Genomic DNA, 18,900 nt, shown 5'->3' with positions numbered 1-18,900 from the left:
GAGGAACTTATATGGACAATGAGATCAAACTAATTGAGGACATCCGTTCTGACCTATTGAATAGTTTGAGCGATTTAACCAATGATGATTTAAACAAAAGAATTGAAGAAGACCGATGGACAATCATACAAGTGCTGGACCATCTGTATCTAATGGAGAGATCGTTGACGAAAGCAATTCAAACAACGTTAGCTAAAGGTGAAGAACAGGAAGTGCCATCGAAGCCGATCCACTATACGGTAGACCGAACGACGAAAGTAGATGCACCTCCATTTGTCGTTCCTGCTGAAGAAAGTCTTACACTTCAAGAAATGAAGGAGAAACTGAATGCTTCCCGTAAAGATCTTCTCACCTTTCTTCATACAACAAGCAAAGAAGAATTACTGAAAAAAGCGTATCCTCACCCTATATTCGGACTTATCCGATTAGATGAATGGATACCGTTTATTGGGTATCATGAGAAGAGACATTTAGAGCAGATTGAAGAACTAAAAGCAAAATTATAAACTATCAATTTAGAAACTGGGACAAAACTAAAAAACCACGATAAAAAGACGAACAATAGAAGTGTAGGTTCTTCATACCGCTAATGATTTCCGTGCAAGACTACGCTTTCCGCGGGTAGCCCGTGAGCCTCCTCGGCAAGCCTGCGGGGTCTCACATAAGCTACTTTCCCGCAGGAGTCTTCGTCTTGTACTCCAATCAACCGCTGGAAACAGCTAAAATCAAATGATTCGAAAATAAATAATAAACCCGAACAAATCTGCACACTAAGAAGCAGGTTTGTTCGGGTTTGACTTAGGATAAAAAACTTTTGTCCCAGCCTCTTTATCCTTGTAACTATATTATTTATCACTAGATTACTTTCTTCTATACATTCAAATCCCGCTTTTCATAAAGAACAAAGGTAGCTACCGTCAGAACCCCTATCAAAACAGCTGAAATCCCAACAAATATCATTTCCAATCCATTATCCATCACATTCTTCGCTTCAAAGTACTTGAATGGTGTGAGATATTTCAAGCCTTCGATTTTTTCGCTCAGGTCGATGGCAAAAGAAAGGATAAAGGTGACCAATAAAACGACTGTTCCTAACGTAGCGGCTTTTCCAGGCTTTTTGGTCCAAGCTGCAATCGCTGCTCCGATTACTAAAAATAACACTTGTAAAATTAACATTCCTATCATGGTCACCCCGATATCGCTGATAAAGGATTCTCCATCACTATACTTTCCTACTATAAGTAAAGAAATTGACCATGTGATGATCGCCAGAATCCCAACTTGCGTGAGAGATGCCAACAATTTAATCCCAATGATTCTCTTCCTGGGCAAGGGCTTTACGAACAAAAACTCAACGGTTTTATCCCTTTCTTCCTTTGAGATGATTGTTGCACCAATCATTGCTGCATGAATCGTTGAGAGCAACACTATATACAGAAAGAGCACTCCATAATATCCACTGGCCGTCGACATATCGAGGCTACCAACCCCTAGAAATGCTTGGAGTGATTTTGGCATTTGAGCCATTAGCTCATTCATGGATTGACCTGAAGAAGAGAATCCTGCAAACTTTCCCATTCCCGAACCGATCAAGGCAATCATCCCTATACACCAAATGATGAGGGATTTGCGGTGAGCCTTCATTTCTCTTATATATACGTTCATCTTGTTCCCCTCCCCTTATACCGTATGAATATCTCTTTTGTTGTAAATAACGAAGCTTCCGATCAGTGAAAGGACAATCAAGAACATCCCTAAGATCAGGAATGACCATTCATATCCCTCTTGATTCATAATATAGCTATAGTCAAAGTACTTAAATGGAGATAAATAACGAGTAGCCACTTCAGCAGCAGCAACCATACCTATTAGAAAAAAGCCAAACACGACACCAAGTGATAAGCTGATTACCGATTTCACCTTTGGAAATACAACAGCAATAATGACTCCAACGGCAAACATAATCAATTGAGTGAATAAGAGGGTTAGAGAAATCAGCAAGAATACATATAGAGAGAAATTCTCCACTTTTACCACATTCGCTACAGTGATTGCTGCAATTACATACACGATATTTGTAAAAATCAGCGATGTTAAAGCTGCGAGTATTTTAGAAGAAAGGATCTTCGTACGGGTAACTGGTTTAGTCAATAGAAAATCAGCTGTCTTTTCACGAATTTCCTTCGAGCTAATTGAGATTCCCAGATTCATGGCTTGAATCGCACCGCATAGTGTGATGTACAAAAATATATACGAATAATAACCATTTAGTGAGCCTATACTGTCCATCTGAATACCTAACGCTTTTCTTACTCCCTCTGGAAACCCTTCCAGGAGCTTCTTAAATTCATTAATCTCTTTAGAAATAGAAGGAAACATCGACATAAACAGGATTACTAACACAACGAGTGCACCGCTCCAAACAAACGTAGACTTTCGATAAGCCTTTAATTCATATAAAAAGATATTCATAGAGAATCAAGCCTCCTTTTCGTAATAGTGCATGAAGATTTCTTCTAAATCCGGCTCCTCGATCCAAAGATTAGCAATTTGGATGTCGGCAATCTTCTTCAACACCGTGTTGATATTACCCCTGAACAGGAAGCTGACATGATTTTGATTCACTTCAAGATTGCTCACACCTTCAAGATCGAAGTATGATTGATCTACATCACTTTTCATTTCAAGTTTGAATTTTTTATGATTGTTTTCTTTTAACGTGCTGATTTTTTCGACTTGAACGATTTTTCCTTCTTTAATGATCGCTACTCGATCACATAGTCGCTGAACTTCACTTAATATATGAGAAGAAAATAGAATGGTAGCTCCCTTCTTATTTTCAGCTTGAAGGAGTTCGAAGAATTTTTGTTGCATTAAAGGATCCAAACCTGATGTTGGTTCATCCAGGATAATGAGCTTCGGTTCATGAAGCAACCCTTGAATTATTCCCACTTTCTTTTTGTTTCCAAGTGAGAGATCATCAATCTTCTTCGTTAAATCTAAGTTCAGCACTTCGGCTAATTCTTTAATTCTCTTCGTGCATTCTTTCTTGTAGAAGCTTGCAGAATACTTAAGAAGATCCATCACCTTCATATTGTCGTAATAGAACACTTCAGCTGGTAGATATCCTACTTCCTTCGCAATCTCTGGAGCGGACTCAATACAATCCTTACCGAATATCTTAGCACTGCCGCTCGTCGGATGGATCAGCGAAAGGAGGGTTCTGATCGTCGTTGATTTCCCTGCCCCGTTAGGCCCGATAAAGCCAAAGATCTCCCCTTCTTTCACTTGAAAACTGATGTCGATAACCCCTCTAGACTTTCCGTACGTTTTCGTTAATTCATTAATTTCTATCACATTCATGGATCTCTTCCTCCCTTTTCCTATTTCTTATTGATAAAATGATGCCTTTAATAATTCGATGTAGGAATCAATTTCGGCCAGCACTTCTTCTTGGTTAATTTCTTCCACGGAAAGTGTCTTAGCTTTTTGCTGTTGTTGATTGGCAATTCCTTCAAAGGTCCAATAAATAATTTGAATCGACTTTTTCACATCGACTCCTTCTTTGAATTTTGATGTATCCATATCGGTGAATAATTTTGCAAAGCTGTTCTCCACCATTTTGGCTTTAATCTGCTCGATATCATCCTTCACTTCAGGTGCTTCTTCGAGAAATGCACTAGTAAGAAAATTTATCAGATGAGGATAAACGGCAAATAGCTCAAACTTTATCAACGTTACTGCACGGATCGTAACGAAAATATCGCGCTCGTTCCAGTCAATACGTTCATAAATCTTCTCAGTGAATAAGTCGGATAGATGTTCATAAAGTGAAACATATAAATCCTTTTTGCTATTAAAATAATGAAATAAAATGCCCTTTGAGATTTTTGCTTCCTTCACGATCGCGTTTGTTGAGGCATTTCGGTAACCATTCTTTGCAAAAATTTGAGTTGCTGCATTAATGATCCTTTCTTCTTTCTCAGGATCTATATTCAATGTTTTAAACAATATATTTTCTTCCTCCTTTAAGGGGACAGGTATTTGACCACACCGGTCAATTTTATTATAGTCTTTTTTGACCATCGTGGTCAACGTTATTTTTGTATAATAGTTTACCCCTTTTTGCATACGTTTCTCTTTCACTATTTCGATTAGAAGATATTCCTAACGAGTAACGTCAAATAGAAAAAAGCTCATAATTTCTGAGCTTTTTCATCTATTCCCAAACTACAAAACCATACTATTTTTCTTCATGAATTCCATCTCATTATAAAAAACGAGCATAAAATTCATTCTCAAATACCTCACATTAATCTCGTTATAAACATGGTAGCAATCCCAAAATAGATCATCAGAGACAAGATATCGTTGATTGTAGTAATTAAAGGACCAGATGCAACAGCAGGATCAACCTTAAACTTGTATAGGATGAGCGGAATAATTGTCCCTGCCAACGTCCCAATAATCAGAGTGATGAGTAAAGAGCTCCCAACTACTAGACCTAGGATGATATTTCCTTGCCAAACAAATGCAATGATAGCAATCATAACGGCGCATGTCACTCCAATGATGATACCAACCGATAACTCACGTATGATTAGCTTCAACACTTGCCCGAAGTCTAATTCGTTTGAAACAAGGCCCCTTACGACTACAGCAAGTGATTGAGTTCCGGTATTACCCGTCATTCCAGCAATCATGGGCATAAAGAAAGCGAGTGCCACGACTTGCTCGAGTGTAGCAGAAAACATATTAATGATACTTCCTGAAACAAGTCCAATGAATAACAGCAAAATCAACCATGGTAATCGACGATAAGCGGCAATTAATGGTTTGGTGTGAAAGTCAATCGATTTTCCGGAAGCTGACAACTTTTCGATGTCTTCGTTTGCTTCCTGAATGACCACATCGATAATATCGTCAACGGTAATTACACCAACCAATTTCCCATCTTCCTCAATGACCGGCATCGTAATGAAATCATACCGACTAATCAATTTAGCTACTTCTTCCTGATCAGTATACACATCTACTTTTACCACTCTGCTGTACATAATTGTTTCAATTTTATCCTGTAGTTCCCCTAGTAACAAATCCCTGTAAGAAACAACGCCAATTAGTTTCTTTTCCTCATCGATAACATACAGGTAGTTAAGATATTCAGCCAATTCGGCAAAATCCTTCAATTTATCAACTGCCTCACGGACTGTATAATGCTTCGGAATCCATACATAGCGGTTGTTCATCATTCTACCTGCCGTCTCTGGAGGGTAATTCATTAAATTCATAACTACTTGAGATTCCTCTTGATTCATTTCAGACAAGAGTTCTTCAATCTTCTCAGGTTTAAGGTCGGTTAATAAAGTAGCCAGATTATCGTTTTCCATTAAGTCTAAAACCTTGGTTGATTTTTCAATTCCCAGCTTTTGTAGCACTACTAATTGAATTTCTTTATCAATTTCCTGAATGAATTCAGTTAATTGCTCTAAAGGTAAATATAATAGGAATTTATTTTGATGTTTGGATGGCACATTTAAGTATTGCTGAGCTATGTCATAAGGCTGCAATTCTTCTATTATTTCAAGAAACACATTTTTTTTACCATCTTTAAGGCTTTGTATAATCGCAAGCGTGATTTCGTTTTCTGTCATAGCCATCGTCATATGGTTACTCCTTGCTAAAGAGTCTATTTCTGCTCAAATTAAGGCTTATTCATGTTATTAACTTGAATTAACTTACATTGACCTATTGCAATGACTGACTCCCTTGTTTAATTTATCTTCTCACTACCAAAATTAGAAATAATAATAATGGAATATATACCTGAAATGGCATATGTACATATATCGGAACAACTTTCAGACCTATTTGTACATAGTATGTAACCCTTCAGCCATAAAAATCCGAGATTGCTAGAAGAGCTGTACCCGTTAGTAATTTTTATCATTATTTGTTACTTTCATTTCATTTAATTGATCACTGGCACTTTGAAAAAATAACAATACCTTTATCGCCTTAAACTTTCTAATCTTTCCCATTTATCATGCTTAGTTATATATTATTTATTCGTTCGAGGTGAGCCTTCTCTGTGAAATCCATTTGGAATAAATAAAAGGTGAAGCTTCATTTACATAGAAGCTCCACCTTTATATTGACTAAAACGATAATATTTCTCTAAGCTCATCTTCCGTCATGGAAGAAACGATTTTATCTTCGGGGTCGATCACCTCTTGAATGAGGTGTCTCTTTTTTTCTTGTAGCTCATTCATTTTTTCTTCAATGGTTCCGCGTGAAATGAGCTTGATGACTTGTACTTTATTTTTTTGCCCCATGCGGTGTGCTCGATCAGCTGCCTGCTCTTCAACAGCGGGATTCCACCATGTATCATAGAGGATGACGGTATCAGCGCTTGTTAGGTTGAGTCCCGTACCTCCCGCTTTCAATGAAATAAGAAAAAGGTCACGTTCACCTTCATTAAACCTGTTGCACATGCCTACCCTCTCTTCAGAAGGCGTTAAGCCATTAAGGTAAAAGAAGGACTTTCCCTCTGCCGAAAGCTCCCTTCCAATCAACTCAAGCATCTTGGTAAACTGTGAAAAAATTAACACCCTTCTGCCAGAAAGCCTTGATTCTTCCAAAATTCCCATCAACTGAATGGATTTTGCTGATGTTCCCTGGTAGCCCTCTACAAATAAACCTGGATGACAGCATATTTGTCGAAGTCTGGTTAAACCAGCAAGAATTTTGATTCTGTTTTTCCTCAAAGTATTTTTATCCAGATGCTTAAGCGTATCGTGACGAAGCTTGGATAAATAAGCAGCGTACAATTCCTTTTGAGGCGGCAGCAATTCCGCCGATTCTATGATCTCGCGTTTTTCCGGAAGTTCTGATAATACATCTTCCTTCATCCTGCGCAGGACAAACGGACGAATTCTTTTGGCGATATCTTTTTTAGTAAGACGACTGTAATCCTTTAGACCACGAAATAACCCCGGAAATACTACGTGAAAGATTGACCACAGCTCTTCGAGTGAGTTCTCAACAGGGGTGCCGGTTAATGCGAAACGGTGATTAGCTTCGATTTTCTTTACGCTTCTTGCTGTTTGCGTTATTGGATTTTTGAACGCCTGGGCCTCATCATAAAACACCGTGTGAAATTTCTGTTGCTCGTACCACTTGATGTCACTTCGAAGTAACGGATAGGAAATGATGATTACATCGATATCCTTTAATCCATTCTGTTTCTTCATTCGTTCTGATTTATTTCCATCCAGGATTACTGCTTGTATTTCAGGAGCAAACTTCGTAAATTCACTTTGCCAGTTATAGGTGAGGGACGAAGGACAAACAATCAGAGCCGGAAGTTTCTGAGTCCTAATCTCATCTAACTCAGAAACAATAAAAGAAATGCTTTGGATGGTTTTCCCTAATCCCATATCGTCCGCTAAGATCCCGCCCAGACCATAAAAGGCCAGAGTTTTCATCCATCGATAGCCGTCTTTTTGATACTCTCTCAACAGTGTGTTCAAGGTTGGTGGTATGGAAATCTCCATACTGCCGGGGTTCATGATATGTTGTAGGAACTCTTTATACGATTCCCCTAATTTAAATGTGGGGATCGCATCAACTGATTCAAAGAATTGGAGACTTTGATGCAATGGGAGTTCGAGTCCCTTGATTAAATCATTTTTCTCCGCTTGTGACGTATGAAGAAATCGCTGAATATCTTGAAATTCATTGGACTCCAGTGACAGAAGTGATCCGTTTCGCATCCGGTAATATTTACGTTTTTCCTCTAATGCCTCAAGGATCTCCATGATCTGTCGGTCAGGAATCCCATCCATTTCAAACTTGAATTCTAGCCAGTTCATTCGTTCTTTCTTCACTTTGACACGGATTTTTGGACTATTATTCCCTTTAAAGATACGGTTTCTCACTGCTGTAGTTGCATAGATTTGGACAAGCTTCTGAATCTTCGTCACACCATAGGTTAAAAACTCATATTCTAAATCCTCATTGTGTAAAAAGTAACCGCCTTCTGTTTTTCCAAAAGAGAACTCTTCCATTAATTCAAGGATGGTATCTTCTTTCTCCACCTCTCTAATTAGTAAGGATCCCGAGGGTGGTTCGCGATTTTCTAATGGGTGAATGACCACATTTTCGTAATGAAATTCAAGACCTGCCAGCAAACGATTCTTCACTCGGTCAAGATACAACTTTGCAACAAGAGGCGCCATTCCCAACCTTTTGGAAATTTCGTCCGAGATTGTGACCTTCCCTAATTTCTTTAAACCCAGCGCTACTTTCTCTAGAAAGAAGCCTATCTGGGTTTGAGGAATGGGAATCGAGTCTGTTCCTGATTTGGTGAGAAGTCGCTTTAATTCAGAAAGACGCTTGCAATCCCTGGTTTCCAGTTGGGTCAATGTTCCTTCATGAAGAACGGCTTGATATTCATACAGGACGACCATATTTTTCAACCCGGTAATGTGTAAGCGATAGCTTCCATTCTCATTTTGACCAAATCGGAACTTCAAAGGAAGCGGGGTCTTCAATAACTTGATCCCCTTTACGGTGTGCTGGCTTTGCTCTATTTTAACCCTTGGCGCTTTTATTAGTAATGGTAAAAGCCGCTCCCATGAAGAGGGTGGAATGAGCAATTGTTCATTATTGTCCACTTCAGATGTAGAGTAAATTGTCTCTTCCTGGGCCACTTTTATAAGCTGTTGCATTACAGAATCGCTATCGATTTCAAAGCAATGAATTTGTTGATTGAAAATGAATGATTCTGAAAGATGGAAGGGATCTCCTTCTTTGATGCTCTGTAGAAACCCTCTAACCTGTTGGACCTTAATAGAGTGTATCGTTAATTCGATCCCGATCATAACTCCACCTGTCTTTAAGCTTACAGGCCTAATCAATATTTCACATGGCAGTACTAGTCTGTTTTCAAAATGCCTCTGGTGACCAGTGGTTCGTATGGATTCATCCCGAAACAATGTGAAAAATTCTTCTGTTACTTCCTTTCCTTTGTTGTTTCCATTACGCTGCTCATAATGAATGGCGATGAGGACAGCAGCGATATGTTGACAATCTTTTTCAAACGATGCTAGTTTGGGACAACTGCACTTTGCGTGGAGTTCTCCATTAATTCCCCCTGTAACGGTTACGTGGAAATCCTCCTCCCCCATAACGGTCGCTTCACAATAATTTGAACTGAATTCGTCCATTTTCACTTTATTGGAACGGTAATAGCTCTCTCCCCTTTTGAAAGAAACGGTACCGCATCGTTCTTTTATTAGTTTTTGATGTATGCCCTTCAAGTGTCTGGTCCCTTCCTGGAAATGTTTGTATGTAAGCGAAAGTTGCCTAATTGGATTTCTTCAATAATCCTATGATAACAACAATAAGGAAATTTAGAAACTGTACGGCATCGATTACTATATTAATAGAAACGTATATTCGCGAGATGATCTACATAGACTATAAGGGAAGCGATCCGACAGAAAAAAACCGAACTATGAGGCCAGTCATAGTCCGGAAAGTCCTTAAGGAGCCCTCTACTTTTCAATATGATTCAACAACGAAATGATGAAACTTCCTGCTTGAAACATCAGCATGAAAATAAAGTAGTTCTCCACCACCCTCACCCCCTTCTTGAGGATCGCTCGAGTAAAATATTTGTCCCCTGTTGATATGTATGTAGGATAGACTCAATTCATGCGTTTTTTTGTTGTGAATTGGATGTATGGACAGAAGGAAGGACTCCTGGATTATCTTTTTGCGGATAATCCGGGAGTTTATTTGTTAGGTAAGAGGTGTTGGATAATTTTTCATTTGATGAGTGGTAATCTTGTTGAAATCGACTCTTTTGATGTTGAGCTGGATTAGCGTAGGAGAATTTTATCAGCGATATATTAAATATATCAGCGAATTTTTCAATTTATCAGCGAAATCCAAAATATATCAGCGAAATTTTGATTTTATCAGCTAAACCCACTTTTAGAACTCAACTACATCTAAAACCGCCTATATTTATGAAAGTTATGCTTACATAATATTTTCTATTGCATATGAAGACTTTTTTATGTAAATTAGTCAAGTATGTTTAATAGGAGGTATCATCATGAATCAAACACTAAACACTCAACGAGTTCAAATAGCAACAGCCGATCCATCTGCTCTTGGACTTTTTGGATTAGCTATGGTTACCCTTGTCGCTTCTTCAGCGAAACTTGGATGGACGGATGGCGTTTCATTTGTATTACCATGGGCGATATTCCTTGGTGGAATTGCACAGCTGATCGCATGCTTTGGGGATGCAAAGCATAATAATACGTTCGGATCCACTGCATTTGGAGCATTCGGCCTATTTTGGCTTGGAGTCGGAACATCCTGGTTAATTTCATTCGGTGTATTTGGAGAAGCAGCGGCTGCTGCAGTTGACCCACACCAACTGGGGATTGCGTATATTGGTTACCTGATTTTCAGTATTTTTATGACCTTTGGTGCCATGGAAACACATAAGGTATTATTCATTATTTTTGTCTTGATTGATTTCTTATTTATCGGCCTTTCCCTGTCTACACTTGGGATTGCACCTGAAGCCATGCATAAATTAGCGGCCATTTCTGAGTTGTTTATTGCATTATTCAGCTTCTACGGCTCTGCTGCAAGTGTGTTGAACACCCACTTTGGGAGAGAAACACTTCCTGTAGGAAAACCATTCGGGATATTTAAGTAAGTGAAGAAAGAGATAGATGAAATGCTCACCTATCTCTTTTCTTCCATTATTTTTTCAAAACAGGAATCAAGATGTCAAAATGAGGATCCTTTAAATCTCGGTCACTGGGATATCTTTCATGCTTGATGGGAAGGTCATCGAAGTATTCAACGTTCGGTTCGCTATAAGGTTGGTATTCGCTCTCTTTGAACCATTGATAAATACGATGGTAAGTATGACCGATATCATCACCTTTTTTATGGTGAGTGATCAAATAACTCATTGCTGGAATCGTGATCTCCTCCATATCTTCCGGGATCGCTTGATCTTCACATACTTCATAGGCTGAGTAATGAAGAAAACCATCCGGTCGTACATGATAGGATAAGCCAAGCTGGATTTTGGGATGAAGTGCACCTTCTAGCTCATTTACCCGCTGACTCATATGATGGATGATACGTTTTAGCTCAGGAATTTCGTTGTAAGAACCTTCCCACTTTAATCCGACGGCTTTGTATGAAGGTATCTCAACAATTTCAAAATCAAATTTCTCCATAGTTTTCCCCTTTATAATAAATAATGTTTTGGCTATCGTGGGTATTATTCGATATTGAGTCTCCGGAACCCTTTAAAAATATAATATTGGTGATTGCATTTGATCATTGATCCAGAATATTCAATAGTTTATTTGTTCCTTCGTACTACTTTATACGCCTCTAAAAGATCCTTCACCAAAATATTATTGCTCCTCATTCCCTCCGTCTCACAATCTACTAATTCAACATTATTCAGATTGCAATCTTTAAACTGGCTCCCATTAAGGTCACAGCGCTCAAATCTTACAGGTTCATCCTCTTCTCCAAGAGTCGTGTCATGAACATACACGCCCCCGAAAGTCACATGGGCGAATTCACTATGTGAAGATTCAAATCAGCAAACAGGGATTTTTTGAAATTTATATTTTGAAAGCGTGATTCCCTTAGATTGCAATTGCTAAATTGAGCTCCCATTAGCTTGCTGTTGCTAAATGTGGAGTGACTCCCTGCGATACCATAGAAATCTGTCTCCGTCATCTCGCTCTGTTCCACTTGCATCCGAGAAAGGTCAACTTGTCTCAAGGTGTCACCTTGAATGGAATTTCCCTCGTCTCAACCTCTTCTGTAGTATCAGGCTGTATCCTTTTCTCCTAGCAGAATTCATCTTCTGATTCAAAGATTTTCTTGTACCCCATCTTCTCGTAAAAGGCATGATTATTCAGCCGCCTTCGAGATGTCTCAAGTTCCCACAATCTCACCTTTGGAAACTTCTCTTCTATTAATCTTATGGTAGATGAACCAATTCCTTTTCCCTGGTAATTTGGATCAACAAAGATACGGTCGACTCTTCCATGGCGCTTTCCCTCTAACGTGACAATCACACCTCCTACAAGCTCTTCTTGATAAATGATTTTGAAATAATTCAAATACTTCCCCATCTCGATGGAGTCGTAGCCTGGTGGCTGTCTTAGTATTCAAGGAGTCCTCGATGAAATACGTGCAGAAAAAATAATTAATAAAGTTCTCGATTATGGCTCCACTCATGATACGGTGTACTTTATTATTGACTTATCCGGTCTGCTCATTTTAGATGGAGTTTTCCCAACGGTATTTATCAACTTAGTAAAATCAAAATCACTGAAGATCATGGGCTTTGAGTCGATTCTTACAGGAATTACACCTGATATTGCGATTCACGAAAAGGAGAACGGAAAATTATCCCAACTACCTATTGTTAAAGTACGCAATTTAGAATCTGCGTTGAAGTATATTGGCTTTAATTTAACCGAAACGCCGACTCATTGATTTGAAAGAAGATAGTCGCAAACTCTCTTTACTTAAATTTACCTCAAAAGAAGATGAAGCCCTACGTTAGAAAACGAGGGCTTCATTTTTCATTTTTGACAACATTCCTTTTTAACATTTTCATCTTTTACTTCAACCAATTTCACTTTGCAGCAATCCTCCTGTACTTTCTGACCAATCAAACTTTTTAACCAATTCATTTTTTTCACCTCCTTATATAAAGTAAAATAAGAACCCCGACATAGTGGACATGATGAGGACAGAGCCAATAAATGCAAGTACAAGCTTCTTTTTAAAAATGCTATGGAGTAAAGTCACTTCCGGAAGGCTTGCACCTGCTGATGCAATCATTAGAGCCATTACTGGTCCCAGTGCCATTCCTTTAGCAATAAGAATCTGAGAGATCGGGATCATTGTAGATAGACGGATGTATAAAGGAATCCCGATAATCGCAGCTATCGGCACCATCCACCAATTCTCGCCTCCTAAATAGGTTGTAATCCATTCTGTTGGAACAGAACCATGAATAACCGAACCAATCCCTGCCCCGATAATAAGAAAAGGATACACGTTTTTCATGAGAGAGTGTGTTTCTCTTATAGCCCTCTTAATATTGAATCCATTCTCAGGTGGTGAGAAATTTTCTACCATGACATTCTTTAGTTGTGTTTCAAATCCAAATGCACTCAACGTAAATCCAATGATAATAGAAAAAGATGTGGTTAAAATTGTATATGCAATAGCTACTTTCCACCCCAGTAAGTACGTCATTAAGGAAAGAATCGTTAAATCCAGTACAGGTGAGGCGAAAAGGAAAACCATCACAATCGGAAAACGGACTTTATTTCGCAATAGATTTACAACAATAGGGATGGTTGAACAGGAACAAAAAGGTGTGACGAATGCAAAACCTACAGCTACCAGAGCACTAAATAGTGGATGGCTCCTATCCATCAGCTCCTCCATCTTTTTATAAGGAATAAAGCCTTGAAGTAAATGAATCACAAAGGATATTCCAACAAATAGTGCCGTTAATTCAAGGGCAATACTGATAAAATCTTTTAATATAGTCAATTTGACTGCCTCCTTATGTTAAATCAATTTTTCTTGATTAATCATCGAAAATTATACATCAAATTATTTTGATTAATAAATCATAAGATGTCACTATGCAAATTAATCACTTTATTCACGCCTAAACAAGCAGCAAAGTTGTTCGGATAACAAGTGATTCAATTCAGTGTGATTTAATGTATAGTAACTCCACGTGCCTCGCGTTTCTTTCAAGATCAACTCAGCGTCCATTAAAATCTTCAGATGGTAGGAAAGTTTAGATTGGGGTAAGTCTAATTTATCCGATAAGTCACATACACACACTTCTCCCATTTCAGTAATTTGGTGCAGGATAAATAACCTTTTTTGATCTGCAAGTGCTTTGAATTTTTTTTCGTATTTACTGAAGGTTGAATCCAGTGATATATCTTTAAACGGAATTTGTTTATTCATGCTATCTGCTCCTTTTAAATCAAATTTATTTGATATATCCTTACTATATGCAAGGTTTTCCATTAAGTCAACTGATAAATCGAAAATATTTGATTTATTATAATAAAATAAAAAAGCCATCTATTCATGCTGATTAGACGACTTTCTTACGGAGTTACATAATTCTCAGCTTTTTATACTTCCTCTTCCCTACCTGCACAATCAGCCCATCTTCAATTTCTACTTCTAATTGCATATCCAGAACCTTTTCTGAATTGATTCTGATTCCTCCATTTTGAATCATCCGCCGCGCTTCACTCTTTGAAGCTTGCATATTTAACTCAACAAGTAAGTCGATAATGGACACCCTACTTTCACCTGTCCACTGTATCTCTGGAATGTCATCAGGAATGGCGCCTTTTTGGAATACTTTCTTAAAATTGTTCTCGGCTTGCCCGGCTGCTTCTTCTCCGTGGTACATGGACACGATGGTTTTTCCTAATCGTATTTTGGCGTCTCTAGGATGGAGAGTCCTTTCGATTAATTCCTTCTCTATTTTCGATTTCTCATCTAAAGATAAGTCCGTTATCAGATTGAAGTATTTAATAATCAATTCATCCGGAATCGACATCGTCTTCCCAAACATTTGGTTAGGATCTTCATCAATTCCAATGTAATTATGTTTTGATTTTGACATTTTATCTACGCCGTCAAGGCCTTCAAGTAAAGGAAGTAATATGACCACTTGTTTCTCCTGGTTGTACTGCTCCTGAAGATGTCTTCCCATCAACACATTGAACTGCTGATCCGTCCCGCCAAGTTCCACATCACTTTCTAATGCGACGGAATCGTATCCTTGCATTAACGGGTAGAAAAACTCATGAAGCGAGACTGGCTTCCCTGTTGACAACCGATTAGAAAAATCTTTTCTTTCAATTAATCGAGCAACTGTGATCTTCGATGATAAATGAATCACATCTTCAAGATTCAACGATGACAACCATTTGGAATTGTAATGAAGCTCCACCTTCTCTTTGTCGAGGACTTTCCCAAATTGCTCAAAGTAAGTTTGGGCATTTCTCTTCACCTCTTCATCTGTCAGCTGCTTCCTTGCGACAGACTTACCAGACGGATCACCGATTTTACCGGTGAAATCCCCAATAATGAGCTGAATGATATGACCGTTTTCTTGGAACTGCCTTAATTTGTTCAGAACAACCGTATGACCCAAGTGAACATCGGGAGCGGTCGGGTCTAGACCAAGCTTGATTTTCAATGGTACTCCAGTTGCAATTGACTTGACTAGTTTTTGCCTTAATTCTGCTTCTGGGATGATTTCATGAACTCCATTTTTGTATACGGTTAACTGCCTTTCCACTTCTGCCTGTTGTTCTTGTGAAAGTGCTTCCCATTTGTGTTGCATGATCATTCCTCCTTCATTGATATGACTCGTTTATATACTTGTCAGGTTGGTCGTCATCTTTGAAATCATCTAATTTCGATGATAAATCCTGGATTTCGCTGATAAAACAAAGATTCCGCTTATATATTTTGATTGCGGACGAAGCATTTGTGATTTCACCGTTATAATTCGAAATTTGCCGTTAAAATGAAAATTCCGCCGTTATATTTCAGATTTCGCCGTTATCTACTCTCTCAACAAAAATCACACCAAAAAACCACGTCCCTAAAAAAGGGACGTGGTTAACGCGGTACCACCCTCATTGAAGATTTCTCTTCCACTTCATTCGATTAACGGACCGGCCGTTCTCTGCTACTAAGGTTCACAGAGAATGTTTAAGGAGGTAATTCGCGCTTATCTTTGTACTGATTCCCACCAGCCATCAGCTCTCTTCACCAGGGAGATAAGTCACTACTCGTTCCTATCATGACATTTAGGATTTATGAATTTTCATTTATTTTACATAAGAATCCAATAAAATACAATAATAATTTTTTATCCCTTCACAATACCCATTACAAACCCGTCGTAACCTTTAGACCCGACGGTTTGAACAACCGTTGAATCAATACGGGGCTCTTTAGACAACATATCAATAAAATAGCGAACTCCCTGAACGCTTTCATCTACGCTGTTCTCATCGATTACTCTTCCACCTCGTACCACATTATCTGTAATGATGACAGCTCCAGGTTGAGAAAGCTCGAGTGCCCATTTTAAATAATTTGCATTGTTTTGTTTGTCTGCATCAATGAAAATAAAGTCAAACTTACCCTCAATAGTCGGCAACGTATCCAATGCAGCACCTACCTTAACTTCCACCTTTTGATCCATTCCAGCATTTTGAATGTTTTTTGCGGCTACTTTTGCATGTTTTTCACTATATTCCAAGGTTACAAGATGGCCGTCCTCGGGCAGTGCACGGGCAAGCCAGATCGTACTATAGCCTCCAAGGGTCCCGATTTCCAATATACGTCTCGCTCCTTTAAGCTGTGCAAGCAGTGAGAGAAACTTCCCCTGATTCGGAGATACATCGATTGCAGGAAGTTTTGCTTCACTATTTGCTTTCAATACAGAATCCATAAGTGGATCTGATACTTGAAGTTTACTCGTGAAATATTGATCTACTTCTGTCCATGCATTTGTTGATGTCATCATCATCTCTCCTTAGTATGTATCATTCATAAACAATAGTAGCATAATTTACCATATAAATAACCATTTCATGTAACATTTTATTGCTTAAAACAAAATATACCTTAATGAAATCAACCTATTCGGGCATAATAACCAAAACAATTTCTCATGGAGGGTTCATTCTTGCATACCAATGAACAGGCATTATCCATTTTTGCACTTGGCGGAATCAACGAAATCGGAAAAAATATGTATGTCATTCAACATCGTGATGATATTGTCATCATTGATTGTGGAGGTAAGTTTCCTGATGAAAGTCTTTTAGGAATCGACTTAATCATTCCTGATGTTACTTATCTGGAAAAAAACAAAGATAAAATACGGGGATTAATTGTCACTCATGGCCACGAGGATCACATAGGTGGCATTCCCTATCTTCTAAAAAAAATTAACATGCCCATTTATGCTACACATTTCACTTTAGGATTAATCGAACTAAAAGTAGAAGAGCACAGGCTTATAAGAGAGACAAAACTTGTAACCATCGACTCAAATTCCAACCTGAATTTCGGAACGATCGATGTTTCGTTCTTCAAGGTAAGTCACAGCATTCCGGATTGTTTAGGTATCGTATTTCATACGCCGGAAGGAAATGTCGTACATACTGGAGACTTTAAATTCGACTTAACCCCTGCCAATCATCAATACTCAGACATTCATAAAATGGCCAGGATCGGTGATGAAGGGGTATTGGTCTTACTTTCTGAAAGCACGAATGCGGAGCGGGGCGGCTTGACCCCTTCTGAACAAATGGTGGGGAATCATATGGATGAAGCGTTCTTGAAAGCCACTGGAAAGATCTTTGTCTCAACCTTTGCTTCCAATGTCAACCGGGTACAACAGGTAGTCGATGCTTCCATCAAGACAAACAGGAGGCTGGCATTATTAGGAAGGAGCATGATCAATGTAGTTTCAGTTGCCATTGAACGGGGTTATTTAACCGTGCCTGACGGGATGCTGATTGATGCTCGTGAAATCGATGCATTACCTCCCGAAAAGGTAGCGATTTTATGTACGGGAAGTCAAGGGGAACCCAGGGCTGCACTAGGTCGCCTTTCGACAGGAAGCTTCCGGGACGTATACGTTTATCCAGGTGACACTGTCATTCTGGCTGCTTCACCTATACCAGGAAACGAAAAGGACGTATCACGTATTCTGGATAATTTATTTCAACTTGGTGCCGACGTGATTTATGGAAGTGGAAGTACAACAGGCATGCATGTGTCTGGACACGGGTATCAAGAAGACTTAAAACTAATGCTAACATTAATGAAGCCGACTTATTTTATTCCTATACATGGTGAATACCGAATGCTGCATCATCACCAAATCTTGGCTGAATCGGTAGGAGTAGAAGCAGGAAACACTTTTATAATAAAAAACGGTGAAGTCGTCGATATTGAGAATTCCGTTGCCCGGCAAACGCGTGCCATTCCTGCAGGAGATACCTTTGTAGATGGCTTGAGCGTCGGAGATATCGGATCAATTGTTTTACGTGATCGAAAGCAACTTTCTGAAGATGGAATGCTTATCATTGTTATTACCCTTAGTAAGTCGGAGCATTCTATCATTTCTGGACCTGATACCATTTCACGGGGATTCGTTTTTGTACGAAACTCAGAAGACCTATTAAAGGACGTAAACCATCTCGTTAAAAAAGTCGTAGATGAATTGTCTGCAGAAAATATAAGGGACTGGAAAGAAATGAAACAGGCGATCAAAAAAGACGTAGGTCAATACCTATTCAAGCATTTAAAGAGGAAACCTATGATTTTACCGATCATTATTGAAGTGTAATTCGAAATGTCGGGTGCTTATGCGCCTGGCATTTTTTAATGAAAAAAAGCACCTAACCAAAAGTCAGGTGCCCATTAAATGAATTATTTCTCTACCTTGTTTCCTTCATAAATCTTCACATCTAAAGGAGCCGCTAAATACTCAGGCGCTCTTCCAACAAATGAAGCAAAATGCTCACTCGCATTGTGATTTTCAACGGCAGCAGCATCCCTCCACACCTCTACCATTGTATAGACACTTTCTCTTTCAGTATCTTTCATTAAGTCATATGAAATGTTTCCCTCTTCTGCTCTGGATGCTCCTACAAGTGGGCGAATCTCTTCTAAAAATGCTTGTTCTTTGGTTGGATTAATATGAAATTCTGCATGTATAATAATCATATAATTTCTCCTCTT

General features: G+C 38.7%; 19 protein-coding genes and 1 other annotated feature. Of the genes, 4 read left to right on the top strand and 15 right to left on the bottom strand.

Features of this window, described 5'->3' with window-relative positions:
* Positions 1–11: 11 nt before the first annotated feature.
* Complete coding sequence (locus F0342_RS09585; protein ID WP_149155727.1) at positions 12–506, top strand: DinB family protein; 495 nt, start codon at positions 12–14, stop codon at positions 504–506.
* Between the two features lie 364 nt (positions 507–870).
* Here F0342_RS09585 and F0342_RS09580 read toward each other — a convergent pair whose 3' ends face one another.
* The 7 genes from F0342_RS09580 to F0342_RS25815 all read right to left on the bottom strand — a co-directional run bounded on the left by F0342_RS09580 (position 871) and on the right by F0342_RS25815 (position 9,641).
* Positions 871–1,665: an ABC transporter permease subunit gene (locus F0342_RS09580; RefSeq protein WP_149155726.1), complete on the bottom strand. Its 795-nt coding sequence runs from the start codon at positions 1,663–1,665 to the stop codon at positions 871–873.
* A gap of 15 nt (positions 1,666–1,680) precedes the next feature.
* Positions 1,681–2,472: an ABC transporter permease subunit gene (locus F0342_RS09575; RefSeq protein WP_149155725.1), complete on the bottom strand. Its 792-nt coding sequence runs from the start codon at positions 2,470–2,472 to the stop codon at positions 1,681–1,683.
* 6 nt (positions 2,473–2,478) lie between these two features.
* A complete protein-coding gene (locus F0342_RS09570; RefSeq protein ID WP_149155724.1) occupies positions 2,479–3,363 on the bottom strand; it encodes an ABC transporter ATP-binding protein in 885 nt (294 codons plus the stop codon).
* A 27-nt stretch (positions 3,364–3,390) separates the two neighbouring features.
* Positions 3,391–4,011, bottom strand: a complete 621-nt coding sequence (locus F0342_RS09565) for a TetR/AcrR family transcriptional regulator (protein WP_262481686.1) — start codon at positions 4,009–4,011, stop codon at positions 3,391–3,393.
* 296 nt (positions 4,012–4,307) lie between these two features.
* Entirely contained in the window at positions 4,308–5,666 is a 1,359-nt protein-coding gene (gene mgtE, locus F0342_RS09560) for a magnesium transporter (RefSeq protein ID WP_149155723.1), read from the bottom strand.
* 492 nt (positions 5,667–6,158) lie between these two features.
* On the bottom strand, positions 6,159–9,323 hold the full coding sequence (locus F0342_RS09555) for a DEAD/DEAH box helicase (RefSeq protein ID WP_149155722.1): 3,165 nt from the start codon (positions 9,321–9,323) through the stop codon (positions 6,159–6,161).
* 237 nt (positions 9,324–9,560) lie between these two features.
* A complete protein-coding gene (locus F0342_RS25815) occupies positions 9,561–9,641 on the bottom strand; it encodes a putative holin-like toxin (protein ID WP_482632549.1) in 81 nt (26 codons plus the stop codon).
* A 485-nt stretch (positions 9,642–10,126) separates the two neighbouring features.
* On the opposite strand from F0342_RS25815, the gene F0342_RS09550 reads away from it, so the two are divergent.
* Complete coding sequence (locus F0342_RS09550) at positions 10,127–10,744, top strand: acetate uptake transporter (protein WP_395940672.1); 618 nt, start codon at positions 10,127–10,129, stop codon at positions 10,742–10,744.
* A gap of 46 nt (positions 10,745–10,790) precedes the next feature.
* Here the strand turns inward: F0342_RS09550 and F0342_RS09545 are convergent, their stop codons facing one another.
* The 3 genes from F0342_RS09545 to F0342_RS09530 form a co-directional block, all read right to left on the bottom strand.
* Positions 10,791–11,279, bottom strand: a complete 489-nt coding sequence (locus tag F0342_RS09545) for a GyrI-like domain-containing protein (RefSeq protein WP_149155720.1) — start codon at positions 11,277–11,279, stop codon at positions 10,791–10,793.
* A gap of 340 nt (positions 11,280–11,619) precedes the next feature.
* A complete protein-coding gene (locus F0342_RS25700) occupies positions 11,620–11,796 on the bottom strand; it encodes a pentapeptide repeat-containing protein (RefSeq protein ID WP_426892923.1) in 177 nt (58 codons plus the stop codon).
* A 113-nt stretch (positions 11,797–11,909) separates the two neighbouring features.
* The gene (locus F0342_RS09530) at positions 11,910–12,185 is read right to left on the bottom strand and encodes a GNAT family N-acetyltransferase (protein WP_188048469.1); all 276 of its coding nucleotides are present in this window, start codon (positions 12,183–12,185) and stop codon (positions 11,910–11,912) included.
* Between the two features lie 124 nt (positions 12,186–12,309).
* On the opposite strand from F0342_RS09530, the gene F0342_RS09525 reads away from it, so the two are divergent.
* On the top strand, positions 12,310–12,564 hold the full coding sequence (locus tag F0342_RS09525; RefSeq protein ID WP_149155716.1) for an STAS domain-containing protein: 255 nt from the start codon (positions 12,310–12,312) through the stop codon (positions 12,562–12,564).
* A 213-nt stretch (positions 12,565–12,777) separates the two neighbouring features.
* On the opposite strand, the gene F0342_RS09520 is transcribed toward F0342_RS09525, so the two are convergent.
* The 4 genes from F0342_RS09520 to F0342_RS09505 all read right to left on the bottom strand — a co-directional run bounded on the left by F0342_RS09520 (position 12,778) and on the right by F0342_RS09505 (position 16,666).
* Positions 12,778–13,638 carry a permease gene (locus F0342_RS09520; RefSeq protein WP_149155715.1) on the bottom strand — a complete coding sequence of 287 codons (861 nt, stop codon included), beginning with the start codon at positions 13,636–13,638 and terminating at the stop codon, positions 12,778–12,780.
* A gap of 111 nt (positions 13,639–13,749) precedes the next feature.
* Positions 13,750–14,070: an ArsR/SmtB family transcription factor gene (locus F0342_RS09515; RefSeq protein ID WP_149156069.1), complete on the bottom strand. Its 321-nt coding sequence runs from the start codon at positions 14,068–14,070 to the stop codon at positions 13,750–13,752.
* A 154-nt stretch (positions 14,071–14,224) separates the two neighbouring features.
* A complete protein-coding gene (gene tyrS, locus F0342_RS09510) occupies positions 14,225–15,472 on the bottom strand; it encodes a tyrosine--tRNA ligase (RefSeq protein ID WP_149155714.1) in 1,248 nt (415 codons plus the stop codon).
* A gap of 268 nt (positions 15,473–15,740) precedes the next feature.
* Positions 15,741–15,948 (bottom strand) — a binding site (T-box leader).
* A 58-nt stretch (positions 15,949–16,006) separates the two neighbouring features.
* Positions 16,007–16,666 carry an O-methyltransferase gene (locus F0342_RS09505; RefSeq protein ID WP_149155713.1) on the bottom strand — a complete coding sequence of 220 codons (660 nt, stop codon included), beginning with the start codon at positions 16,664–16,666 and terminating at the stop codon, positions 16,007–16,009.
* A 165-nt stretch (positions 16,667–16,831) separates the two neighbouring features.
* On the opposite strand from F0342_RS09505, the gene F0342_RS09500 reads away from it, so the two are divergent.
* Complete coding sequence (locus F0342_RS09500; RefSeq protein ID WP_149155712.1) at positions 16,832–18,505, top strand: ribonuclease J; 1,674 nt, start codon at positions 16,832–16,834, stop codon at positions 18,503–18,505.
* A gap of 83 nt (positions 18,506–18,588) precedes the next feature.
* Here F0342_RS09500 and F0342_RS09495 read toward each other — a convergent pair whose 3' ends face one another.
* Positions 18,589–18,885 carry a putative quinol monooxygenase gene (locus F0342_RS09495; RefSeq protein WP_149155711.1) on the bottom strand — a complete coding sequence of 99 codons (297 nt, stop codon included), beginning with the start codon at positions 18,883–18,885 and terminating at the stop codon, positions 18,589–18,591.
* Positions 18,886–18,900: the final 15 nt, after the last annotated feature.

Source organism: Bacillus sp. CH30_1T (assembly GCF_008364765.1).
Lineage (GTDB): Bacteria > Bacillota > Bacilli > Bacillales > Bacillaceae_B > Rossellomorea.
Note: the sequence above shows the minus strand (reverse complement) of the source record. Positions and strands in the feature narration are given on the sequence as shown.